Origin of the sequence: Vibrio splendidus (genome assembly GCF_001557875.1) — a bacterium.
Classification (GTDB): Bacteria; Pseudomonadota; Gammaproteobacteria; order Enterobacterales; family Vibrionaceae; genus Vibrio; species Vibrio splendidus_F.
The window spans coordinates 1,430,878-1,451,402 of the sequence record NZ_LNRF01000001.1 but is presented as its reverse complement, the minus strand read 5'-3'; the positions used below and the strand labels follow the sequence as shown (position 1 = coordinate 1,451,402).

The 20,525-nt window shown below is 45.2% G+C and carries 20 protein-coding genes; 9 read left to right on the top strand and 11 right to left on the bottom strand.

All coding sequences use genetic code 11. The annotated features are described in order from the left end of the window. Window positions 1-17: 17 nt before the first annotated feature. Both ATB74_RS06130 and ATB74_RS06125 read left to right on the top strand, forming a co-directional pair. Complete coding sequence (locus tag ATB74_RS06130; RefSeq protein ID WP_061017255.1) at window positions 18-1,013, top strand: cupin domain-containing protein; 996 nt, start codon at window positions 18-20, stop codon at window positions 1,011-1,013. 11 nt (window positions 1,014-1,024) lie between these two features. Further along, a complete protein-coding gene (locus ATB74_RS06125) occupies window positions 1,025-1,738 on the top strand; it encodes an alpha/beta fold hydrolase (RefSeq protein WP_061017253.1) in 714 nt (237 codons plus the stop codon). A 135-nt stretch (window positions 1,739-1,873) separates the two neighbouring features. On the opposite strand, the gene ATB74_RS06120 is transcribed toward ATB74_RS06125, so the two are convergent. Continuing rightward, window positions 1,874-2,761: a LysR family transcriptional regulator gene (locus tag ATB74_RS06120; protein ID WP_061017252.1), complete on the bottom strand. Its 888-nt coding sequence runs from the start codon at window positions 2,759-2,761 to the stop codon at window positions 1,874-1,876. A gap of 105 nt (window positions 2,762-2,866) precedes the next feature. Here ATB74_RS06120 and ATB74_RS06115 point away from each other — a divergent pair, with 105 nt between their 5' ends. Then, window positions 2,867-3,829: a nitrilase family protein gene (locus ATB74_RS06115; RefSeq protein ID WP_061017250.1), complete on the top strand. Its 963-nt coding sequence runs from the start codon at window positions 2,867-2,869 to the stop codon at window positions 3,827-3,829. A gap of 158 nt (window positions 3,830-3,987) precedes the next feature. Here ATB74_RS06115 and ATB74_RS06110 read toward each other — a convergent pair whose 3' ends face one another. The 10 genes from ATB74_RS06110 to ATB74_RS06065 all read right to left on the bottom strand — a co-directional run bounded on the left by ATB74_RS06110 (window position 3,988) and on the right by ATB74_RS06065 (window position 12,488). Continuing rightward, on the bottom strand, window positions 3,988-4,431 hold the full coding sequence (locus ATB74_RS06110; RefSeq protein WP_017060844.1) for a F0F1 ATP synthase subunit epsilon: 444 nt from the start codon (window positions 4,429-4,431) through the stop codon (window positions 3,988-3,990). A 14-nt stretch (window positions 4,432-4,445) separates the two neighbouring features. Next, window positions 4,446-5,831, bottom strand: coding sequence for a F0F1 ATP synthase subunit beta (gene atpD, locus ATB74_RS06105; RefSeq protein WP_019820615.1), 1,386 nt, complete (start codon window positions 5,829-5,831; stop codon window positions 4,446-4,448). 44 nt (window positions 5,832-5,875) lie between these two features. Continuing rightward, window positions 5,876-6,745: a F0F1 ATP synthase subunit gamma gene (atpG, locus tag ATB74_RS06100; protein ID WP_060981464.1), complete on the bottom strand. Its 870-nt coding sequence runs from the start codon at window positions 6,743-6,745 to the stop codon at window positions 5,876-5,878. A 45-nt stretch (window positions 6,746-6,790) separates the two neighbouring features. Further along, the gene (gene atpA, locus ATB74_RS06095) at window positions 6,791-8,332 is read right to left on the bottom strand and encodes a F0F1 ATP synthase subunit alpha (RefSeq protein WP_048608585.1); all 1,542 of its coding nucleotides are present in this window, start codon (window positions 8,330-8,332) and stop codon (window positions 6,791-6,793) included. Between the two features lie 9 nt (window positions 8,333-8,341). After that, on the bottom strand, window positions 8,342-8,893 hold the full coding sequence (locus tag ATB74_RS06090; RefSeq protein ID WP_061017248.1) for a F0F1 ATP synthase subunit delta: 552 nt from the start codon (window positions 8,891-8,893) through the stop codon (window positions 8,342-8,344). 11 nt (window positions 8,894-8,904) lie between these two features. Then, entirely contained in the window at window positions 8,905-9,375 is a 471-nt protein-coding gene (locus ATB74_RS06085; RefSeq protein WP_017060839.1) for a F0F1 ATP synthase subunit B, read from the bottom strand. A gap of 54 nt (window positions 9,376-9,429) precedes the next feature. Beyond that, complete coding sequence (atpE, locus tag ATB74_RS06080; protein WP_004730405.1) at window positions 9,430-9,666, bottom strand: F0F1 ATP synthase subunit C; 237 nt, start codon at window positions 9,664-9,666, stop codon at window positions 9,430-9,432. A gap of 47 nt (window positions 9,667-9,713) precedes the next feature. Then, window positions 9,714-10,484, bottom strand: a complete 771-nt coding sequence (gene atpB, locus ATB74_RS06075; RefSeq protein WP_061017246.1) for a F0F1 ATP synthase subunit A — start codon at window positions 10,482-10,484, stop codon at window positions 9,714-9,716. A gap of 1 nt (window position 10,485) precedes the next feature. Beyond that, window positions 10,486-10,887, bottom strand: a complete 402-nt coding sequence (locus ATB74_RS06070) for an ATP synthase subunit I (protein ID WP_060981462.1) — start codon at window positions 10,885-10,887, stop codon at window positions 10,486-10,488. 719 nt (window positions 10,888-11,606) lie between these two features. After that, window positions 11,607-12,488: a LysR family transcriptional regulator gene (locus ATB74_RS06065; RefSeq protein WP_061017244.1), complete on the bottom strand. Its 882-nt coding sequence runs from the start codon at window positions 12,486-12,488 to the stop codon at window positions 11,607-11,609. 157 nt (window positions 12,489-12,645) lie between these two features. Here ATB74_RS06065 and ATB74_RS06060 point away from each other — a divergent pair, with 157 nt between their 5' ends. From ATB74_RS06060 to ATB74_RS06035, 6 genes are all read left to right on the top strand, one after another. Next, entirely contained in the window at window positions 12,646-13,044 is a 399-nt protein-coding gene (locus ATB74_RS06060; protein WP_004730412.1) for a RidA family protein, read from the top strand. Window positions 13,045-13,243: 199 nt separating this feature from the next. Then, complete coding sequence (locus ATB74_RS06055) at window positions 13,244-14,704, top strand: aldehyde dehydrogenase family protein (protein ID WP_061017242.1); 1,461 nt, start codon at window positions 13,244-13,246, stop codon at window positions 14,702-14,704. A 182-nt stretch (window positions 14,705-14,886) separates the two neighbouring features. Then, window positions 14,887-15,882 carry a membrane dipeptidase gene (locus tag ATB74_RS06050; RefSeq protein WP_048613377.1) on the top strand — a complete coding sequence of 332 codons (996 nt, stop codon included), beginning with the start codon at window positions 14,887-14,889 and terminating at the stop codon, window positions 15,880-15,882. A gap of 230 nt (window positions 15,883-16,112) precedes the next feature. Next, entirely contained in the window at window positions 16,113-17,708 is a 1,596-nt protein-coding gene (locus tag ATB74_RS06045) for a BCCT family transporter (RefSeq protein WP_060981458.1), read from the top strand. 276 nt (window positions 17,709-17,984) lie between these two features. Then, window positions 17,985-19,787 (top strand): hypothetical protein, encoded by a 1,803-nt coding sequence (locus ATB74_RS06040; RefSeq protein WP_060981730.1) that lies wholly within the window; start codon window positions 17,985-17,987, stop codon window positions 19,785-19,787. Then, entirely contained in the window at window positions 19,784-20,521 is a 738-nt protein-coding gene (locus ATB74_RS06035) for a DUF3726 domain-containing protein (protein ID WP_061017240.1), read from the top strand. The genes ATB74_RS06040 and ATB74_RS06035 overlap by 4 nt, the downstream gene beginning before the upstream one ends. Window positions 20,522-20,525: the final 4 nt, after the last annotated feature.

Below are 20,525 nucleotides of genomic sequence, written 5' to 3'. Positions count from 1 at the left end.
GTAAGAAGGAATTTAGAATGACCCTACAAAATACAATAAATAACAATCTCGTTCGTTACATGGAGCTTATCCCAGGCACGAGTGCTTTCATTGATGCACGTACACCGGGAAGCGACCTAAAAGATAACTTCTGTATCATTGGTGCTGGTGTGGCTGAAAGCAGCCGTCAGCATGTTCATATTCGTGAAACAGCAGGCTTTAACATTGGTGCTGCAGGTCAGCCACCAGGCATTAAGAACTCTCTGCACTCTCATCATACTGCTGAGCTATTCGTGGTTTTCAAAGGTCAGTTTAGATTCTACTGGGGTAATGAAGGTGAACACGAAGCGGTACTGTCGCACGGCGATGTTATCTCGATTCCTGCGAACCTGTTCCGAGGTTTTGAGGTTGTAGGGCGTGATTACGGCTTTATGTACTCTGTGTTAGGTGGTGACAACTCTGGCGGTGGCGTGGTTTGGCACCCAAGCGTAATTACGGATAGCCAAGGTTACGGCTTATACCTAAAAGCAGACGGTACATTGGTTGATACCATTGACGGTGATGCTATTCCAAATGAGTCTGAGCTGATGCCTCTGCTAACGAGCGAAGAGTTGAGCAAATTTGATACTTACACGGCTGAGCAGATGATGCCTTTTGTTGCGCTGAAAAAGGATTACCGAGAGGTTTCTGGTGATTTTGATAAGCCGGGCGTTAAACAGTTTGCGTTAACAGGGCACCCATCATCTGACTACGACTTCCAAGTTAAAAGCGTTGATGACGTCAGTATCATGGCTTATGAGTTGACTGAAGGTGCAAGCATCCCAGTACACAAACGCAGTGAGAAGCAGGTACTGATTAACTTCGAAGGTGACACGTTGTTAAACATCGTTCAAGACGGTGAGCAGGCGCAAGTCGTGTTGACCACTGGTGATGTGTTCAGTGTTCCAGATGGTGCGTCATACAGCCTTGAAAACCTGCGAGGCACTAGCTTTACTTACGTTGTTCTTGGTTCTGACCAGCCACAAACTGTATAGGGTAACGAATGATGAAACCAGAAGTACCACTGTTATGGCTACCTGGTTTGTTGTGTGATGAAACGTTGTTCCAAGACGTCAATAAAGAGCTGCCCAATTGGGTGGCTCCTTTTACTTGTGATTTAGGAACGGAAACATCCATGCAAGCCTTGGCGAGTAAAGTGCTAGATAATGCCCCTGATAGTTTCGTGCTTGGAGGTTTGTCTATGGGGGGAATTCTAGCGTTTGAAGTGTTTAGACAGGCACCACAACGCGTGAAAGGCTTAATCTTAATGGACACCAATTCCGCAGATGAAAAGCCAGAGGTATCGGTGAAAAGAAACGCCTTGGTCGATAAAGCAAAAGCAGGGGAGTTTGAGTCAATAACCCCTGACATCTTAATGCCAGTGCTTATCCATCCGAACCAGTTAGCGAATCAAGAACTGACTCAAAGAATCACGCAAATGGCGAATAACATCGGCGTTGAACGGTTTGAAGCTCACGCTCAAGCTTTGGCGACTCGTCCTGACGCGAGACCACTACTGGCCGATATTCAGGTTCCTACGTTGATCATCACAGGTAAAGATGACCTGTTATGTCCAATCGATAATCACCTGCTAATGGCAAAACATATCAAGCAGGTATCGCTTCATGTTATTCCTGATTGTGGACACTTATCGACAATGGAGCATCCAAAGATCGTTGCGCAGCATATTCGTAGCTGGTTTGAAGCCAGTCAGCTGTGATTCTTTATCGTGAGCTGAAGAAGCCACTTTTCTGTCGAACATGCAATATAAAGTGCAGTCGCTTTATATTGCACATGTCACCATGTTTGCCACTGTACTTTGCACCTTACCTAAGCACTAATAGCCATCGCTGACTTACAAGCAGCTTCCTATTTGCTTCGCCACAAACTCTACAAACCTATCTCTGAGTGGATTTTCACGCTCTCCATTCCATATCAATCCGACAGGCCAAGTGGCATGTTCACCCTTTAACGAGATGAACTCGACGTTGGTTTTGCTAATGTACTGTGCGCTGCTCGGCACTATGGTGAAGCCAATATTGGCCGATACTAAGGCTAGCAAGGTAAGAATATCATCGGCTTCTTGCGCCTTTGATAGGTCGAGATGATTCGCCAGGCAATATTGTTGAATCTGTCTGTCTAATCCGGGGCCACGATGTTGAGCGAGCTTTAGATAAGGCCATTTAGGTAATTCAGACAAAAGCTGACCTTTGTTTGGCGATTGCTTGAGAAGATCTTTGTGTATCGCAATTACAAGGGAGTCATCGAAAAGCGTTAGGCTTTCTAAATCCGAAGAGTCGGGTATCCGATTGAAGCTGATATCGAGTTCATGGCTCAATAACTCGTCTGTCTGCTGCTTAGACGGTGTGTCATTTAAAGTGACATGAACGTCTGGGTATTGCTGTTTATAAGCCGCAATAAGCTTGGGCGCTTCATGATAAGTGGACACACCAAAGCCTATGTTCAAATGTCCCTGAGTTCCTTTCACCACAGAGCCTGAAAGCTGCTCAAACGCCTGCATTGAATCAACTAAACGTTGGGCTTCTGCCAGTAACGTTTTGCCTGCGTGCGTTAGCTCTGCGCCATTCCTACCACGAGAAAACAGACTCGCTCCAATATTGGATTCAAGTCGTTGAATCTTTTTAGTGAGAGCTGACTGAGTGATGTATAGCTGTTCTGACGCCAAACGGTAATTGCCCGATTTAGCCAACTGACAAAATGCTTTCAGTAAATCAAATTCCATTCCAAATGCTCATTGAATTAAGAATATCTTTCATTATATGGAATTGAATCGATTTTTTATACTGAGTTCATACCCAATCAGATTAAGCGAAATCGAGGACGAATCATGAAGAGAGATATTAAAGTAGCGTCGGTTCAATTCAACCACCATGCAGGTGACAAGGCGTATAACCTATCTGTGATAGAAGAATATGTTCGACAAGCTTCAGAGAGTGGTGTGGAGATCATCAGCTTCCCAGAGATGTGCATCACTGGCTACTGGCATGTGTCTGCTTTGGCGCGAGATGAAATTGAAGCGCTAGCGGAACCTGTGCCGAGTGGTGAATCGACTCAAAAGCTGATTGCACTGGCAGCACAATTTGGAATGAGTGTTGGCGCAGGCTTGATAGAGCAGGGTGTGGATGGCGAGTTATACAACACCTACGTATTCGCCATGCCTAATGGTGAAGTTCAGAAACACCGTAAACTGCACACCTTTGTGAGCCCTCATATGAGTAGCGGCGACCAATACACGGTGTTCGATACGCCGCATGGATGCAAAGTTGGTATCTTGATTTGTTGGGATAACAACTTGGTCGAGAACGTCCGAATCACTGCTTTGAAAGGGGCTGATATATTGATTGCGCCACACCAAACGGGCGGTTGTCAGTCACGTAGCCCCAATGCGATGAAGCGAATTGACCCAGATTTATGGTTTAACCGAGATGAAAACCCAGAAGCGATTCGTGCTGAAATGCAGGGGAAGAATGGGCGAGAATGGCTAATGCGTTGGTTACCTGCAAGAGCGCACGATAACGGTATGTTTGTGGTGTTCAGTAATGGTGTGGGCGTTGATATGGATGAAGTGAGAACAGGCAACGCGATGATCCTAAGCCCTTACGGTGAAATCATCACAGAGACCGATAGCGTTGATAACGACATGGTGATTGCGGAGTTGAAAGCCGAAGAGTTAGACATGTGTACTGGCAGACGCTGGGTTCGTGGTCGTAAGCCTGAGCTGTACCATTCGCTGACACAGCCTCTTGGTCATGAGCTTGACCCGCACCAAGCGCGCTTTGCAGAGAAATAATGGTGTAAGCACTGGTGAAAAAGGATGTATTAGTACCGGTTAAAAGGGTGGGGAAGTTGAAAGAGAAGTGAGGGTTTCTGATGTAGTCTACCCACTTAAATCATGTTTAAGTGGGTAGACTATTTACATGTTAAGTATTAAACATCTAAGTTTTATTCTCAGTGTCTTGTGTGAGAAGAAGTCAGTTCTGATGCACGCAACTGAGCAACGGCTTTCGCTAGTTCTAGCTGAGCTTGTGCAAAGTTAATGTCTATGTTGCCCTTGTTGATGTTCTCTAGAGCGGCATATTTTGCTTCTTCTGCGCGAGCGCGGTCAATGTCTTTACCATGCAAGGCAGTGTCGGCTAATAACGTAACCACATCTGGCTGAACTTCCAGCATCCCACCAGAGACATAAAGCACTTGGCCTTCTGATTTAGGGTCTGTGACAAACACGGTTACCCCCGGCTTGATCTTACTGAGAAGCGGGGAGTGACCGGGGCGAATCCCCAGTTCACCGTCAGCGCCAGAAACGGCTAGGGCATACGCTGGACCTGAAAACAGCGTACCTTCCGCACTTACAATATTAAGTTGAAATGTATTATCTGTAATTCCGATAGCCATGGTGCACCAACCTCTTAGAGTGATTTTGCTTTGTTAAGCACTTCGTCGATAGATCCACAGTACAAGAAGGCTTGCTCTGGGATATCGTCATATTCACCGCTTAACAGGCCTTTAAAGCCTCTTAGTGTTTCGCTTAGCGGTACAAAGACACCTTTCTGACCGGTAAACACTTCGGCTACGTGGTAAGGCTGAGTTAAGAAACGTTCAATCTTACGAGCGCGAGATACGGTCTGTTTGTCTTCAGTAGACAGTTCGTCCATACCAAGAATCGCGATGATGTCTTTTAGCTCTTTGTAGCGTTGCAGCGTTGTTTGTACTTTTTGCGCAATGTCGTAGTGCTCTTGGCCAACCACAAGTGGGTCCAGTTGGCGAGAGGTTGAATCCAATGGATCAATCGCAGGGTAGAGGCCCAATGCCGCGATATTACGAGACAGTACAACGGTCGCATCTAAGTGAGCAAAGGTTGTTGCTGGTGATGGATCGGTCAAGTCATCCGCAGGTACGTATACTGCTTGGATAGACGTGATTGAGCCTTGTCTAGTCGAAGTGATACGCTCTTGCAGCACACCCATCTCTTCAGCCAGTGTTGGTTGGTAACCTACTGCTGAAGGCATACGACCTAACAGTGCTGATACTTCAGTCCCGGCAAGCGTATAACGGTAAATGTTATCAATGAACAACAGTACATCACGACCTTCATCACGGAAGCGCTCAGCCATAGTCAGGCCTGTAAGTGCTACACGTAGACGGTTTCCCGGTGGCTCGTTCATTTGGCCGTAAACCATGGCTACTTTGTCTAGTACACCCGCTTCTTTCATCTCGTAGTAGAAGTCGTTACCTTCACGAGTACGCTCACCAACACCGGTAAATACAGAAAGACCTGAGTGGGCTTTAGCGATGTTATTGATAAGCTCCATCATGTTGACGGTTTTACCTACGCCGGCACCACCGAACAGACCAATTTTACCACCCTTAGCGAACGGGCAGATAAGGTCGATAACCTTCACGCCAGTTTCGAGAAGCTCAGTGCTGTTTGCTTGTTCTTCATAAGAAGGAGCTTCACGGTGAATCTCGTAGTTTTCTTTCTGACCTATTTCACCACACTCATCGATAGGTTGACCAAGCACGTTCATGATACGGCCTAGTGTTTCTTCACCCACAGGAACCGTGATTGGAGAGCCTGTGTTTTCAACCGTTAGGCCACGGCGTAAGCCATCTGAAGTACCCATTGCAATACAACGAACGATATTGCTACCCAATTGTTGCTGTACTTCCAATACTAACGAGCTTGCTTCGTCGCTAGTCACTTTCAATGCATCATAAACGCGTGGGCTGTTGCCGCCGCTGAACTCGACGTCAACCACCGCGCCGATTACTTTAACTATTTTTCCAACACTCATTCTTAAATCCTCAAATTCTGTTCTTGACCCAGTCTTTTCTAGCCCTAGACAGCTTGGGCACCTGAGACTATTTCACTCAGCTCTTGGGTAATGGCAGCCTGACGCGCCTTGTTGTAGACCAACTGCAAGTCATCAATGAGTTGGCCTGCGTTATCAGTCGCCGCTTTCATTGCGACCATTCGGGCTGCTTGCTCACAGGCAATGCTCTCAACAATGCCTTGATACACTTGCGATTCGATGTATCGATGTAACAGCTCTGAGAGTATGTCTTTGGGTGCTTGCTCATAGATGTAGTCCCAACGACGTGCTTTTTTAGGCTCACCACCTTCCTTTGTCTCTGAAGGGTGGGGGAGTAATTGCAAGGTCGTTGGCGCTTGAACCATGGTGTTGACGAACTGGTTGTAAACGAGATACAAGCTATCAATTTTGCCTTCGTCGTAATGCCCCAGCATCGCATTCACCGTACCTAAGATGTCTTCTAACTTAGGGGTATCGCCAAGACCTGACGTTTGTGCGATAACGTTGCCGCCGCGCTGGAAGAACGAGATAGCCTTAGAACCCACTAAGGTTGTTTCTACCTCGACTCCCTTGGTGCGCCATTGCTCCATCTCTTCTAACACTTTCTTGAACAAGTTTGAGTTCAAGCCACCACACAAGCCGCGATCGGACGAGATAATGATGTAAGCGACACGCTTAGGTTCACGTTGTTGCAGGTAAGGGTGCTGGTACTCCAGTGAACCCGATGCAACATGAGAGATAACTTTTCGCATGTTCTCGGCGTAAGGCCGAGTTTGCGTCATGTTGTCTTGAACTTTGCGCATCTTACTTGCTGCAACCATTTCCATTGCACTGGTGATTTTCTGAGTGTTACTAACACTGGCTATCTTGGTGCGAATTTCTTTAGTACTTGCCATAACCTGCTCCTATTTGTTTTGATTTCCAGCTAACAAACCGGAGCACTACCAAGCTTTCATCCCAACAAAACCTTCTAGGATCTCTTTAAGAGCGCCATCGATTTCGTCGTTGTAATCGCCTGTCGCGTTGATTTTTTCGAACAACGCAGGGTTTTGACCTTTGGCGTAAGCAATCAGCTCTTCTTCAAAGCGGGCAATGTTGCTTAGCTCAACACCGACCAAGTAGCCTTTCTCTGCCGCGTAAATAACCGTTGCTTGCTCAGCGACTGACATAGGAGAGTATTGTTTTTGCTTCATTAGTTCGGTAACACGCTCACCATGATCTAGCTGTTTGCGCGTCATCTCATCTAAGTCAGAAGAGAATTGAGCAAAGGCCGCCAGCTCGCGATATTGAGCTAATGAAGTACGGATACCACCAGACAGTTTCTTGATGATCTTGCATTGCGCCGCACCACCCACACGAGATACCGAGATACCTGGGTCTACTGCAGGGCGTAGGCCTGAATTAAACAGTTGGGTTTGAAGGAAAACCTGACCATCGGTGATTGAGATGACGTTCGTTGGTACAAACGCTGATACGTCACCCGCTTGAGTTTCAATGATAGGAAGCGCTGTTAATGAGCCTGTTTGACCTTTCACTTCACCGTTAGTGAACTTCTCTACATACTCTGCATTCACTCGTGCTGCACGTTCTAGTAGGCGTGAGTGAAGGTAGAATACGTCGCCAGGGAAGGCTTCACGACCCGGTGGGCGTTTCAATAGCAACGAGATTTGACGGTAAGCAACGGCTTGTTTTGATAGGTCATCATAGATGATCAGTGCATCTTCACCGCGGTCACGGAAGTATTCACCCATGGTGCAACCCGCATAAGGGGCTAGGTATTGAAGCGCTGCAGACTCTGATGCTGATGCCACGACTACGATGGTGTTTTTTAGCGCATCGTGGTCTTCGAGTTTACGAACCACGTTAGCGATAGTGGAGGCTTTTTGGCCAATCGCCACATACACACATTTGATGCCAGAATCTTTCTGATTGATGATCGCATCGATAGCTAACGCTGTTTTACCCGTCTGACGGTCACCGATGATAAGTTCACGTTGACCACGACCGATTGGCACCATGGTATCAACCGCTTTGTAGCCAGTTTGAATAGGTTGATCAACAGACTTACGTTCGATTACACCGGGTGCAATCACTTCAACCGGGTCGAGTCGGTCACAACTTACTGGGCCTTTACCATCGATTGGCTCGCCTAATGTGTTTACTACACGGCCAAGAAGTCCGTTACCGACAGGTACTTCCAAGATACGACCTGTACCTTTCACTTTCATACCTTCAGAGAGGTCAGTGTAGGGGCCCATAACCACCGCACCTACTGAATGGGTATCGAGGTTAAGTGCGAGTGCGTATTTGCCACCTGGTAGCTCAATCATCTCACCTTGCATAACATCAGCAAGGCCATTGATTGTGATGATGCCATCACGAACCGATACGATAGTGCCTTCGTTGCGAGCCTCGGTGCTCACATTAAATTTCGAGATGCGTTCTTTGATTAGATCGCTGATTTCATTTGAATTTAATTGCATAATTGTTACCTATCTCGCGTGAAGTTGATGAGCCAATCGGTCAATTGATGTGTTTAAAGAACCATCGATAACGGTTTCACCCGCTTTGATGACCATTCCACCTACTAACGTGTCATCAATAACCTGCTTCATTTCAACCTGACGCTCTAATTTCTTCTCAAGTGCAGCTGTTAATGACGTAACTTGATCTTGTGTCAGCACTTCTGAACTGGTGACAGTGACAGGCACTACACGTTCATGTTCGTCCTTTAGCTCGCAGAACAATTCAAACAGATCTCTTACAACAGAAAGACGGCCGTTCTCGGCCAAGACTCGAATAAGATTAATGACGTGGTCATCAACGAGTCCTTGGCAAATATGAATGATGAGGTTTGCCAGCTCTTCTGTTTGGTGTGTAGAAGCACCTTCTGCTGAAGAAATCTGACTAGCGATCGTTTCTTCATCCGCGACAGCCACAAGAATGGACAGCATTGAGTGCCACTCTTGTAACTGGTTTTCACCTAAAGCAAATTCAAACGATGCCTTGGCGTAGGGATGAGCAATATTGGTGTAATCTGACATATTGCCTCTCCTTAGAGTTCGCTAATCATTTGGTCAACTAGCGCTCGGTTCGTTGCGGAATCTAGGTTTTTGCTAATCAGTTTCTGTGCACTTTGAATCACTGCGTCTGCCATATCCGCCTGAAGTTCACGGCGTATCTTTTGGCGTTCGCCTTCTAGCTCAGCTCTACCTTGTTCTAAGATGCGTGCCTTTTCTTGCTCGGCTTCTTGTTGTGCTAAGCTGATGATTTCATTGCGGCGTTTTCGGCCTTGTTCAACCAGTTCAGTCACGTCTTTTCTTGCATCTTCGATGAGTTGCGCGCCATTTGATTTTGCTAGTTCTAGCTCTTTCGCAGCGTTCTCTGAGTGGCGTAAACCATCAGCGATTTCTTTTTGGCGCTCGTCTAACATCGCGGTGAGAGGGGGCCATACATATTTCATGCACAGCCAAACAAAAATCACGAATGAGATTGCTTGTCCAAACATGCTTGCATTTAAGTTCATACCTTCCTCACTAAATCTTGATTATGTATAAATCGATCTTTCAAAGCGGTTTGATTAAGCCACGGCGAAGATGATGTATAGACCGATACCAACACCGATCATCGGTACCGCATCCACAAGACCCATCATGATGAAGAATTGAGTACGAAGCATTGGAGTAAGGTCTGGTTGACGCGCAACACCTTCAAGGTATTTACCTGCTAAGTTACCAATACCAGATGCTGCACCTGCTGCACCTAAACCGATCAGTAATGCACCTGCTACATATAAAACTGCGCTTACGATATCCATTTGTATCTCCGATAAATAATTTGTTAGTTAATTTTTGTAGTTATTAATTAGTGGTGTTCTTCTGTTGCCATTCCTAAATAAACAACGGTCAGTACCATAAATATAAATGCTTGTAAGAATACGATTAATATGTGGAATAAGGCCCAAGGTACACTCAGTGCCCACTGCATCCACCAAGGCATTAGTGCAATAAGGATGAATATCATCTCGCCTGCATACATATTTCCGAATAATCGTAAACCTAGTGATATTGGCTTTGAAATTAATGTTATTAATTCAAGAACTAAGTTAACAGGATATAAAAGAGGGTTATCAAATGGCTGAGTAGTTAGCTCTTTGATAAAGCCTTTCAAACCTTTATTTTTAAATGAATAGGTTAACAGTAGAATAAACACACCGAGTGCCATCGACATTGGTATATTTACGTCTGCTGTTGGTAGGTCTCTAAAGTGCTCTAGACCTACAGCTCGAGTTAACCCTGGGATTAAATCAATGGGTAATAGGTCGACTGCATTCATTAACAACACCCAAACAAAAGTGGTTAATGCCAGTGGTCCTATTAATTTATCTTCCGCTTGAAAAATCTCTTTGACGAGATTATTAACAAAGTCAAAGACAAGCTCGATAAAACATTGAAAACGACCTGGAACGCCGCTAGTGCCACGAGTGGCAACATAGCGAAATGCACCGATGAAAAGTAAACCTGTAATCCAAGATACCAACATCGAGTCAATGTTAAACGCCCAGAAACCATCACCTGTAGTTAAGAAGGTTAAGTGATGCTCTATGTATTCGTGAGCGGTAGTTACTTGATCCATACTACGCGTACTCCGATCTATTAGAGGCGGTAATAAATGGTGTTAAGAAGTATCCAACCATAGTAAAGATGTACGCATATAATATTACTGGGTTATCCAATTTGAAAAACTGGAACGCCAAGATAAACATCAAAAACGTATATGTTATTTTTACGACACGACTCATTTGCATTAAGTCACGTAAACTATAATTAGGATTCTTACGCACCTTTAGGCTTGCATATATAAATCCAAACAGCGGTGGCAACATCGCAATTACGATCCCCAAAGCTGATGACTCCATATCTACTTTATTACCAAAAAACACTTCATATAAAACTACACCGATGGCTAATACTATTTGGCAGAGAACAACTCTTTTAGCGGCAACAAGGATGTCGCTACTAATTCCACTAAGCCTCATAATAAAACCTTATGTTAAACAGTGTAAGTTAATATAAAACACAGTTTAAATTTAACTTGTTACCACATTTCACTTGTTAATAACACTTGATTTGTTTTAAAGAAAAACCCTTGCTGGTTTTATATCTCCTGACGAAATGAAACGAATTAAGTTAATTCGCTATCGTTTCGACAAAATATAAATTACGCCTAAAATTATGTGATCAAAACGACAAATATTGACATCAATAATTCCATTTTTGAAATGAGTGTTTTTCATTTATAAAAGTAATAGTTCTATTACTTTATTCATGAATATTTAAGATGCTTTATTCTTAAAAAAAAGAGGGGGTTTTTAGAAGGGCTTAGCGAGCAAAATTATCAATTTACGATCTTATCAATTAAGATAATTCAAACACTTAGGTTCATTTGCAAGCTGAATTACGAAGTGTGATTTTGGCTGGGGTTAAGCTTGTTTGAGGCAAGGATGGAAGGTTTCGTTTGTCTGGGATATTAAACGTACGTCGCTCCTTATCAATAAACGAATATTTTTTATATTGTTGTCACTTTGTCACTATTTGCGTACGCGAGCGTGAAAATTCAGCGCCTAAATGTTGGTGTTATAGGAGTGATGGTGATGATTGTGTGTGTGAGAAGCATGGTTGGGATAAGAGACACCGAGTTTTGAGGAAGTAAATGGCAGCAAAGTGCTGCCTAATTTACTTAATCTAGGCTCTCTTATTACTCTTCATAACTGAGGTATTGAACACATAAGTCATGGAAAGCCTGTGCTTGTGGTGAGATGGTACGATCAGACAGTCTGAAAATACCGATTTGTCGTTGCAAGGGTGGGTCAATTAACGGAATCCACACCAAGCGGGTTTCGTTGGTAGGGAAAGCCAGTTTAGGTAGAGTGGTAACGCCAATCCCGAGCTCTAACACCGAAAACAGCGAGGTAATATTCTCCACTGAGTACAGAGCTTGTTCGCTGAGCATTCGTGCCGGAGTTGGGTCAAGTAGGGTACAAGTCCCGTTGCGAATGAAAGGCTGTTTTAACAAGGTTTGCCATTCGATTCCTTCCCGTTGAGAGGCAATAGGGTTGTCTTTGAGGCACACCACTCCAATAGGATCAGAAAGCAAAGGCGTGAAGTTGATGCTCTCTTCTTCTAAATGGGAACTATTGCCGAGGGCAACATCCACCTCTCCAGAGAGTAACCTTGCTTCTACACCTGCCGCATTATCATCAATCAAACTCACTTCTACATTCGGGTACTGCTCACAAAAGGCCCCTAAAACACTAGGGATTAGTTTTGCGGCCACCGAAGGCACGCTTGCTATTCGAACTCTTCCTTGTTGTCCTGCTGCCGCTGCTCGAAGGTCATTGTCTAATGCTTTGTAAACATTCAGAAATTGAATGATTTTGGGTAAGCATATTTCTCCAAATGGCGTCAGCGTCGATTTGTTGCCTGTTTCAAACAGAGGCTGGCCGAGTATTTTTTCCAACTCTTTTATCGAAGTCGAAAGTGCCGCTTGCGATCGATTTGCACGGTGAGATGCCGCTCGAAATCCACCTTCTTCGACCACCAAAACAAAATGTTTTAACTGTTGTAGCTTAATACTCATGGCACGAATCCTTGTCTAGCCCTTGCTATACCTTACTTTTTGCAAGGTGATAGGTTTTATTTATCAAATGCACAAAATTTACCGTTAGATTTATCAGTCGTCAAGGTGCAGTATTTAACCATCTTGAAACATAGTTGTTACAAAGTTGGATGGAATCGTGAACGCACAAACTAAAAAACACCCAGTAAAAACCGAGCTTTTCGCTTCAAAAGCACCTCTAGAGTGGGCAATCGTTAATAACGGCACTCTGTATACCGCGCAGATTCCAATCGATGAGACTGGCGCAGTAGTAGAAGGCGGTATTGAAGCCCAGACGCGTCAGACTTTTAACAACCTTGTTCATACGTTGGAGTGCGCAGGCGAATCTATGGATTCCGTGCTGCAAGTTCTGATTTACGTGACAGACCGTGAATACCTAAAAACGGTAAACAGCGTATACGGAGAATACTTCAATGCACCTTATCCAAACCGTGCTGCGGTCGTCGTTGCAGGGTTAGCAAGAGAAGAGATGCTGGTCGAGTTCGTGGTTTATGCATCGGCGTCTCAACCTGAATAATCCGACTGTGAACTAAAGCTATTTGCGGATTAAAACTCTTTTGAATTGAAGTGGTTTATTGATACAAGCGAACGGGTTCACTTTAGATACAAAATGTATAACTTATTTTAGCAATTAATTACCTGAATATTAACAGTTTATTAATTAACCAGATGGTTGCCAGACTCAACCGCAACCTAACCGTTACAAGGACAGAATGATGACTCAATTACAGAATGTTCAAGCAGAAAACGCACTTTACATTGGCGGCGAATGGCAAGCGGGTGTAAGCACCGTTGCGAACATTAACCCATCAGATATTTCTGAAAACATCGGTAACTTTGCACAAGCAAGTGCTGAACAAGTTCAACAAGCGATTTCAGCGGCGAAGCACGCCCAACCAGAGTGGGAAAAAACGCCGATTGAACGTAAGCAAGCAGTACTTCAAGCGATTGGCGATGAATTGATTGCACGTTGCGATGAGCTAGGCACGCTTCTTTCTCGTGAAGAAGGTAAGCCTTTTGCTGAAGGTCGTGGTGAGATTTACCGTGCAGGTCAGTTCTTCCAATACTTTGCGGCTGAAGTGCTTCGCCAAATTGGTGACAACGCGGATTCAGTACGCCCAGGCGTTTCTGTTGAAGTGACTCGTGAAGCGGTAGGCGTTATCGGCATCATCTCTCCTTGGAACTTCCCGACTGCAACGGCTGCTTGGAAAATCGCTCCAGCACTGGCTTTCGGTAACAGCGTTATCTGGAAACCAGCAAATCTAACACCAGCAAGTGCGGTTGCGCTTACTGAAATCATCCACCGCCAAGGTATCCCTGCAGGTACGTTTAACCTTGTTCTGGGTAGCGGTTCAACGGTAGGTGATGCACTGATCAATTCTAAAGAAGTGAATGGTGTGAGCTTTACCGGTTCTGTTGACACGGGTCGTAAGGTTGCGGCTGCTACAGCGCCAAACTTCGTTCGTTGCCAACTAGAAATGGGCAGTAAAAACGCACTTGTTATTGCTGACGATGCTGATATCCAAACTGCGGTTGATGCAACGATTGCAGGTTCGTTCTCGGGTGCTGGTCAAAAATGTACAGCGTCTTCTCGCCTTGTGGTTATGGATAGCATTCACGACCAATACGTTGAAGCACTAATCAAACGTATGAGCGAGCTGAAAGTGGGTCACGCACTGGAAGAAGGTGTGTTCATGGGCCCTGTCGTTGATGGCAACCAACTTGAAGCAAATCTAGGTTGGGTTGAGAAAGCACGTCAAAGCGGCGGTGAGCTGGCATTTGGTGGCGAACGCTTGAGCATGAAGCACGAAGGTTTCTACATGTCTCCAACGTTGTTCTTGAACACTAAGAACGATTGGGAAGTGAACCAAGAAGAAGTGTTCGCACCAATGGCAAGCGTGATTCGTGTCGCTGACTTAGAAGAAGCGATTGCGACAACTAACGATACTCGCTTTGGTCTAACGGGTGGCATCATTACTCAGAGCCTACGTACTAGTGCGATGTTCAAGCAACAAGCGCAGACCGGTTGTGTGATGGTGAACCTACCAACAGCAGGCACGGATTACCACGTACCGTTTGGTGGCCGTAAAGAGTCTAGCTTCGGTCCTCGTGAGCAAGGTCAATACGCGAAAGAGTTCTACACAGTGGTTAAGACAGCTTACCAGCGTCCTTACTAGTTAGATCTGTATTAATTGACGTTCTATTAATGAAAAGTGGCCTGATTCACAGAGTCAGGCCAACACCTAAACCAAAGCAGCAAACGAACTTAGACACGTGATTTAACCCATTTTTGAAAACATGTTACTTGAGCGTGTTTTCAAAACCGAGCTAGAACACTGAGCTTTCAATAGGAGTGGTTATGTACCAGCAACGGATTGTTATAGATGGATTGCAATACTGCAATTGGAACAGAGAATATTTCCAAACACTAAAGGCGAGCGGCATTACAGCAGTTCACGCTACCGCGGTTTACCACGAGACAGCTCGTGAAACCTTATCTCGCTTTGCAGAGTGGAACTTAAGATTCGAGCAGAATGCAGACCTTATCATGCCGATTCACTCAATGGCTGATGTTGAGACGGCAAAAGCGACTGGCAAAGTCGGTATTTTCCTTGGTGCTCAAAACTGTTCTCCAATCGACGATGAGATTGGTCTTATCGAAGTGATGCGTAAGCAAGGTCTTTTGATCATGCAGCTGACGTACAACAACCAGAGCTTATTGGCGACGGGTTGTTACGAGAAGAACGACACCGGTATTACTCGCTTTGGTAAACAAGCCATCGAAGAGATGAACCGAGTGGGCATGATCATCGATATGTCTCACAGTGCAGAGCGCTCAACACTTGAAGCGATTGACTTGTCTTCTCGACCTATTTGTATCAGCCACGCGAACCCAACGTTTGCTCATGATGCACTACGAAACAAATCAAACGATGTGATTAAAGCCTTAACCGCACGCGGTGGCTTAATCGGATTCAGTTTATACCCATTCCACCTACCAAATGGCAGCCAATGTACGTTGGAAGACTTCTGCCAGATGGTTGCGACTACCGCTGACATGGTCGGCGTAGAGCACCTCGGTATTGGCAGTGACCTATGCTTAAACCAACCTCAAGCGGTTCTTGAATGGATGCGAAATGGTCGTTGGTCGAAGGCAATGGACTACGGCGAAGGCTCTGCAAACAACTCAGGTTGGCCAGATGCACTGCCTTGGTTCTGTGGTAGTTCGGGTATGGAAAATATTTATAACGGATTGATGCGTCATGGTTTCAGTGAGTCTGAAGCTGGGCAAGTCTTGGGAGAAAACTGGTTTAACTTCTTGAAAGATGGCCTAGAGCCACAAAGCAAGGGTTAAGCGTTTCTCGCTAGTCATCATCTAACAGGCAGCCCGCTAACAAACGTTCATTTAGCCAGTACTGCTTTAATCAAATTCATTATTTAAAAGGAACAACGGTCTATTTCTCAACGCGGTAACCCAAACATGGATTAGCCTGCCCAACACAAAAAATAATAGGGCAGGTGTTAAATACACCCTTGTAGTCATCATTCAAATGATAGCTGCAAAGAAACCTCTGGAGTCAGAGTATGTCTGATTTAACCAATAGCGTGAAATCTTCAAGCTTAAATGCGGGTCAAGCACACACAACAAGCAACACAAACCTGTCTGAATCTACGTCAGACAAATTAGGACTATCCAACCCAGCACTTTGGTACAGTGGCGGCTTTATCGCTCTGTTCGTGGCACTTGCTCTATTTGATGGCGAGCTGTTATCAAGCCTAGTAAATACGGGTTTTGCATGGTCTGTAAAAGTATTCGGTCCTTACTGGCAAATGCTTCTTCTTCTGACTTTTCTTATTGGTCTTGGCTTAGCGGCAGGGCGAACAGGCAAGGTTATTCTAGGTGGCATCGCTAAACCGGAAATGGATGGTTTCCGTTGGATGGCTATCATCTTCTGTACGCTACTTGCAGGCGGTGGTGTATTTTGGGCCGCAGCAGAGCCTATCGCTCACTACGTTAGCCCACCACCATTGTATGGCGCGCAAGAAAATGCGCAGCAAGGCGCGGTGAATGCTTTATCGCAATCATTCATGCACTGGGGTTTCCTAGCATGGGCTATTGTGGGTAGCTTAACGTCTATCGTGGTTATGCACCTTCACTACGACAAAGGCTTACCTCTTAAACCTCGTATTCTGCTTTACCCTGTATTAGGCGAAAGAGCACTGAAAGGCCACACCGGTGCATTGATTGATGCATGTTGTATTGTCGCAGTAGCGGCGGGCACCATTGGTCCTATCGGTTTCCTAGGCTTGCAAGTGAGTTATGCACTGAACGCGCTGTTTGATATTCCAGATGGCTTCACGACGCAGCTGATCATTATCTTATTCGCTATTGTTTTATACACATTGTCGGCGTTAAGTGGTCTTAACCGTGGAATGCAAATGCTAAGCCGTTACAACGTAATTTTGGCAATGGCATTGATGGTCTACATCCTGATCTTCGGCCCAACAAACTTCATCTTCAATGGCTACATCCAAGGTGTAGGCAGCATGATTGATAACTTCATCCCAATGGCAACTTACCGTGGTGACGAAGGTTGGTTGAGCTGGTGGACAGTGTTCTTCTGGGGTTGGTTCTTAGGTTACGGGCCAATGATGGCTATCTTCATCGCTCGTATTTCACGTGGTCGTAGTATCCGTCAATTGGTGACAACGATTAGTCTTGTGGCACCGTTTGTAACTTGTTTCTGGTTCACCATTGTTGGCGGCTCTGGCCTTGCGTTCGAAATCGCGGATCCAGGCAGCGTAAGTAAAGCGTTCGAAGGCTTTAACTTACCAGGTGCTCTGCTAGCGGTAACTCAACAGCTACCTATGCCAATGCTGATCTCTATTTTGTTCTTGATCTTAACAACGATTTTCATCGTAACGACTGGTGACTCAATGACTTACACCATCAGTGTAGTTATCAGTGGTGAGACAGAACCGAATGCAATTATTCGTACCTTTTGGGGTGTGATGATGGGGGTAACAGCGTTAATTCTGATTTCCCTTGGAGCCGGCGGTATTTCAGCGCTGCAGTCCTTCATCGTAATTACAGCGGTTCCGGTATCTCTAATATTACTGCCATCGCTTTGGAATGCGCCTCATATCGCAATTAAGATGGCGAAAGAGCAGGGTTTGTAGAAGAGCCGAGTTTATAAAAGAGCAGGGTCTTTAAAGAAAAGAACCTGTAGAGAAAACGCTCTCTAAAAATGAAAGAGAAACAAATCAGCCTTTGAAAGAAGGCTGATGCAAAAATTCCGAAAGGAAGAGAAACCCGTACTGGTGAAGATACACCAGACGGCAACTATTTAGGTGAAGAGACCTAGTCAGGACAAATAATGAGGGGTGAGTTCGCTTGCCTCGATAACTATCAAAAACGTGAAAGCTAACCAACATACTGTCGCAACAATGCTTCAAATGACGGCAACGATCGGTTCTGAATGGCTAGCAAAATCCTATAACTATAAGGTGGTGAGCAAAATGGATGCACATCGTTCTACTTACACTGAATCAGTACTACGTGACGCAACCGTCGTCATGGCACCGGAAAGGCTAGGTGCAATGCACCAAACTCGCATCAGCTTCGTGAGAACACTGATTCGTAAAATGGCGCAGCAAGAATGGAAAGTGACTAAGCATGAGTGGCAATTAGACACTCAAGGATTTGGCCATGTTATCTATAAGTTGGCGACACCAAACCATGTTTATCATTTGGTTGTTTTCTGCGATGAGATCGCGGATGACGAACGAAATGACCGTGTAATTGCTGAAAAGTGGGATGTAACGTTTGCGCTTGTTCTTGGTGATGTTGATGTCGCCCTACTTGAAAGACTTCGTGCGAATGTACCGCTACAAGAAGCCGGCCGTAATCCAAATAACGTGCTTGTGTTGGCCCGCGCAAATAAAAGTGTACGAGTGTTTGAACACATCGTTAGTCACCTGGCTAAAGGTGTTCAACCAACACCAAAAGAGCTGGCTGAAGTGGGTTACATCCTGCGAACGACAGCGGTATACGGCAACGGAAAATTTGGAATTGCTGACTTTAAAGTCTTAGAAAAAAATGAAGATTTTAATCAGTCGTTTAGTGCGCAAATGTGTGCGGTTTATATGCTGCGTGAGTTCAGCTTAGATTGGGTTCATTACCTAGCTGAGCAACAGGGCGGTGAACAAGCGATTACCTTGCACAGAGGATTACAACGTTACCTTGGTGTCGGTAATGCGACTGGTTTAGGCATGGCGCCATACTTGATTAACCACCCAAGTATTGTCGACCAATGGATGACAACCCGTGAACATGCATTAGCTGACGTGTTGGCTAATCACACGGATACGGCGTTGATCGAGCCACTACGTACATTAGTTAAAAAAGCGATTTGTCATTTAGAACAAGTCGTTACCATCAATGAAAATCAGCAAGAGCTGAACAAAGCTGCTGTGGATGAGTTGAAACACGCAGAGCAATCGTTAGAAGTGTCTGTCAGCCAATGTGATACATGGGCGCAGTTAGTTGAACAATCTAAACACATGAGTATGGAAGCCCAAGAAATCCTTATCTCATGCTTGATGGAATTGTACCCAGAATTAGTGGACGCCCATCAAGAGCAAATGAATTGTAGCGAAACACTGTCGCTTCCTAGCGGTAAAAAGATTCAAGACCTTTTGGTTGTGTTGGAAGAAAAATACCGCTGGGCGATTACGACTGACTTTACTAAAGCAGAGAATAATTACTGGTTCTGGTATCGCTCTCAAGACAAAGAAGAGCCAAGACTCGGTGTTCGAGGCGAAGAGCTAGGAGAAGAGCGTGAACTTCCGTTAGATATCGGCCGTCAAGCTTACCGTTTGTACCATGCGTTATTGCAATTCGCGCCAGAACTGTCATTGGCTGAGTTTCTTGTTAAACAGCCACAGTACCGTGCAATTGCGCGTCGAGTGTGGACGCTAGGTAACAAAGCGATGGGCGATATTCAAATGAATGTGCTGCACCAATCGTCACTACCAATGCACTTGTTGCGTTGCAAGCTAGCGGTATTTGGAGCGACGAAGTTTGATCCACGATCTGACCGTTGGGTGCGAGTGACATTTTTCCAAGGTGCGCCATTGCTTGATGAAATTCACCAGGACGAATGGGTGTTCCCACTGTTACCAAATGAAGCGGAGCTCGCTGATTCACAAAAAGCTACTACACATATCAATGCTCAACATGGAGGTAAATCGTTATGATCGTTTCTCACAATGAACTGGTAGCGGCCGTCAATAAAGCCTTTCTGGGTATGCGCCGTACATGTGGTGAAGCCGATGTGATAGCGAACATGGTGGCAGATTTACAAATGGTGGGGTTGGATGGTGTTCGTCATTTTAACAATGCGAGCAACTTCATTGGGTTAGAAGACGATTGCCCAGTGGACATTCAAGTGCTTAGTGATAACACGGTTGAAGTTGACCTGCACAAGGCAAGTTTAGCGTGCCACCTACCTGTGGTGATGGATTACGCGATTGAAAAAATGGTCGGCAAGAAGACGCTGAAAATTGAGTTAAACAACTGTCATAACCGCTGGCTAGCGTACAGCGAGCTTGTGAAACTGGCCGCGAAAGGTATCGCGTGTACTGCACGTTGGGACAACGGCTCTAACCCTAAGAGCACCTTGTATGTGCTTAACCGCGGTTGCGTTGCTCCAGAACTGTTTTTATCAGATTTGCCTCTGACATCGGACGAACATATCCATAATATGACCATCGAACTTTCCGTCCAGGATTTCGATATCAAGCTTTTGTCAGATGGCTACCAAACACACATTGAGTCGGAAGCGCTTTCTAAAACTCAAGAGAAGGCGTGGAACGAGGGCATTGAAGTTGACGATGGAGAGTGGGGCGCGTTGAAAGAAACGGCAACGGCTATTCTTGTCGAAAGCAGCCAACGTTCAATTCAAGGTGCAGGTGAGCTCACGACTTCATAGTCCA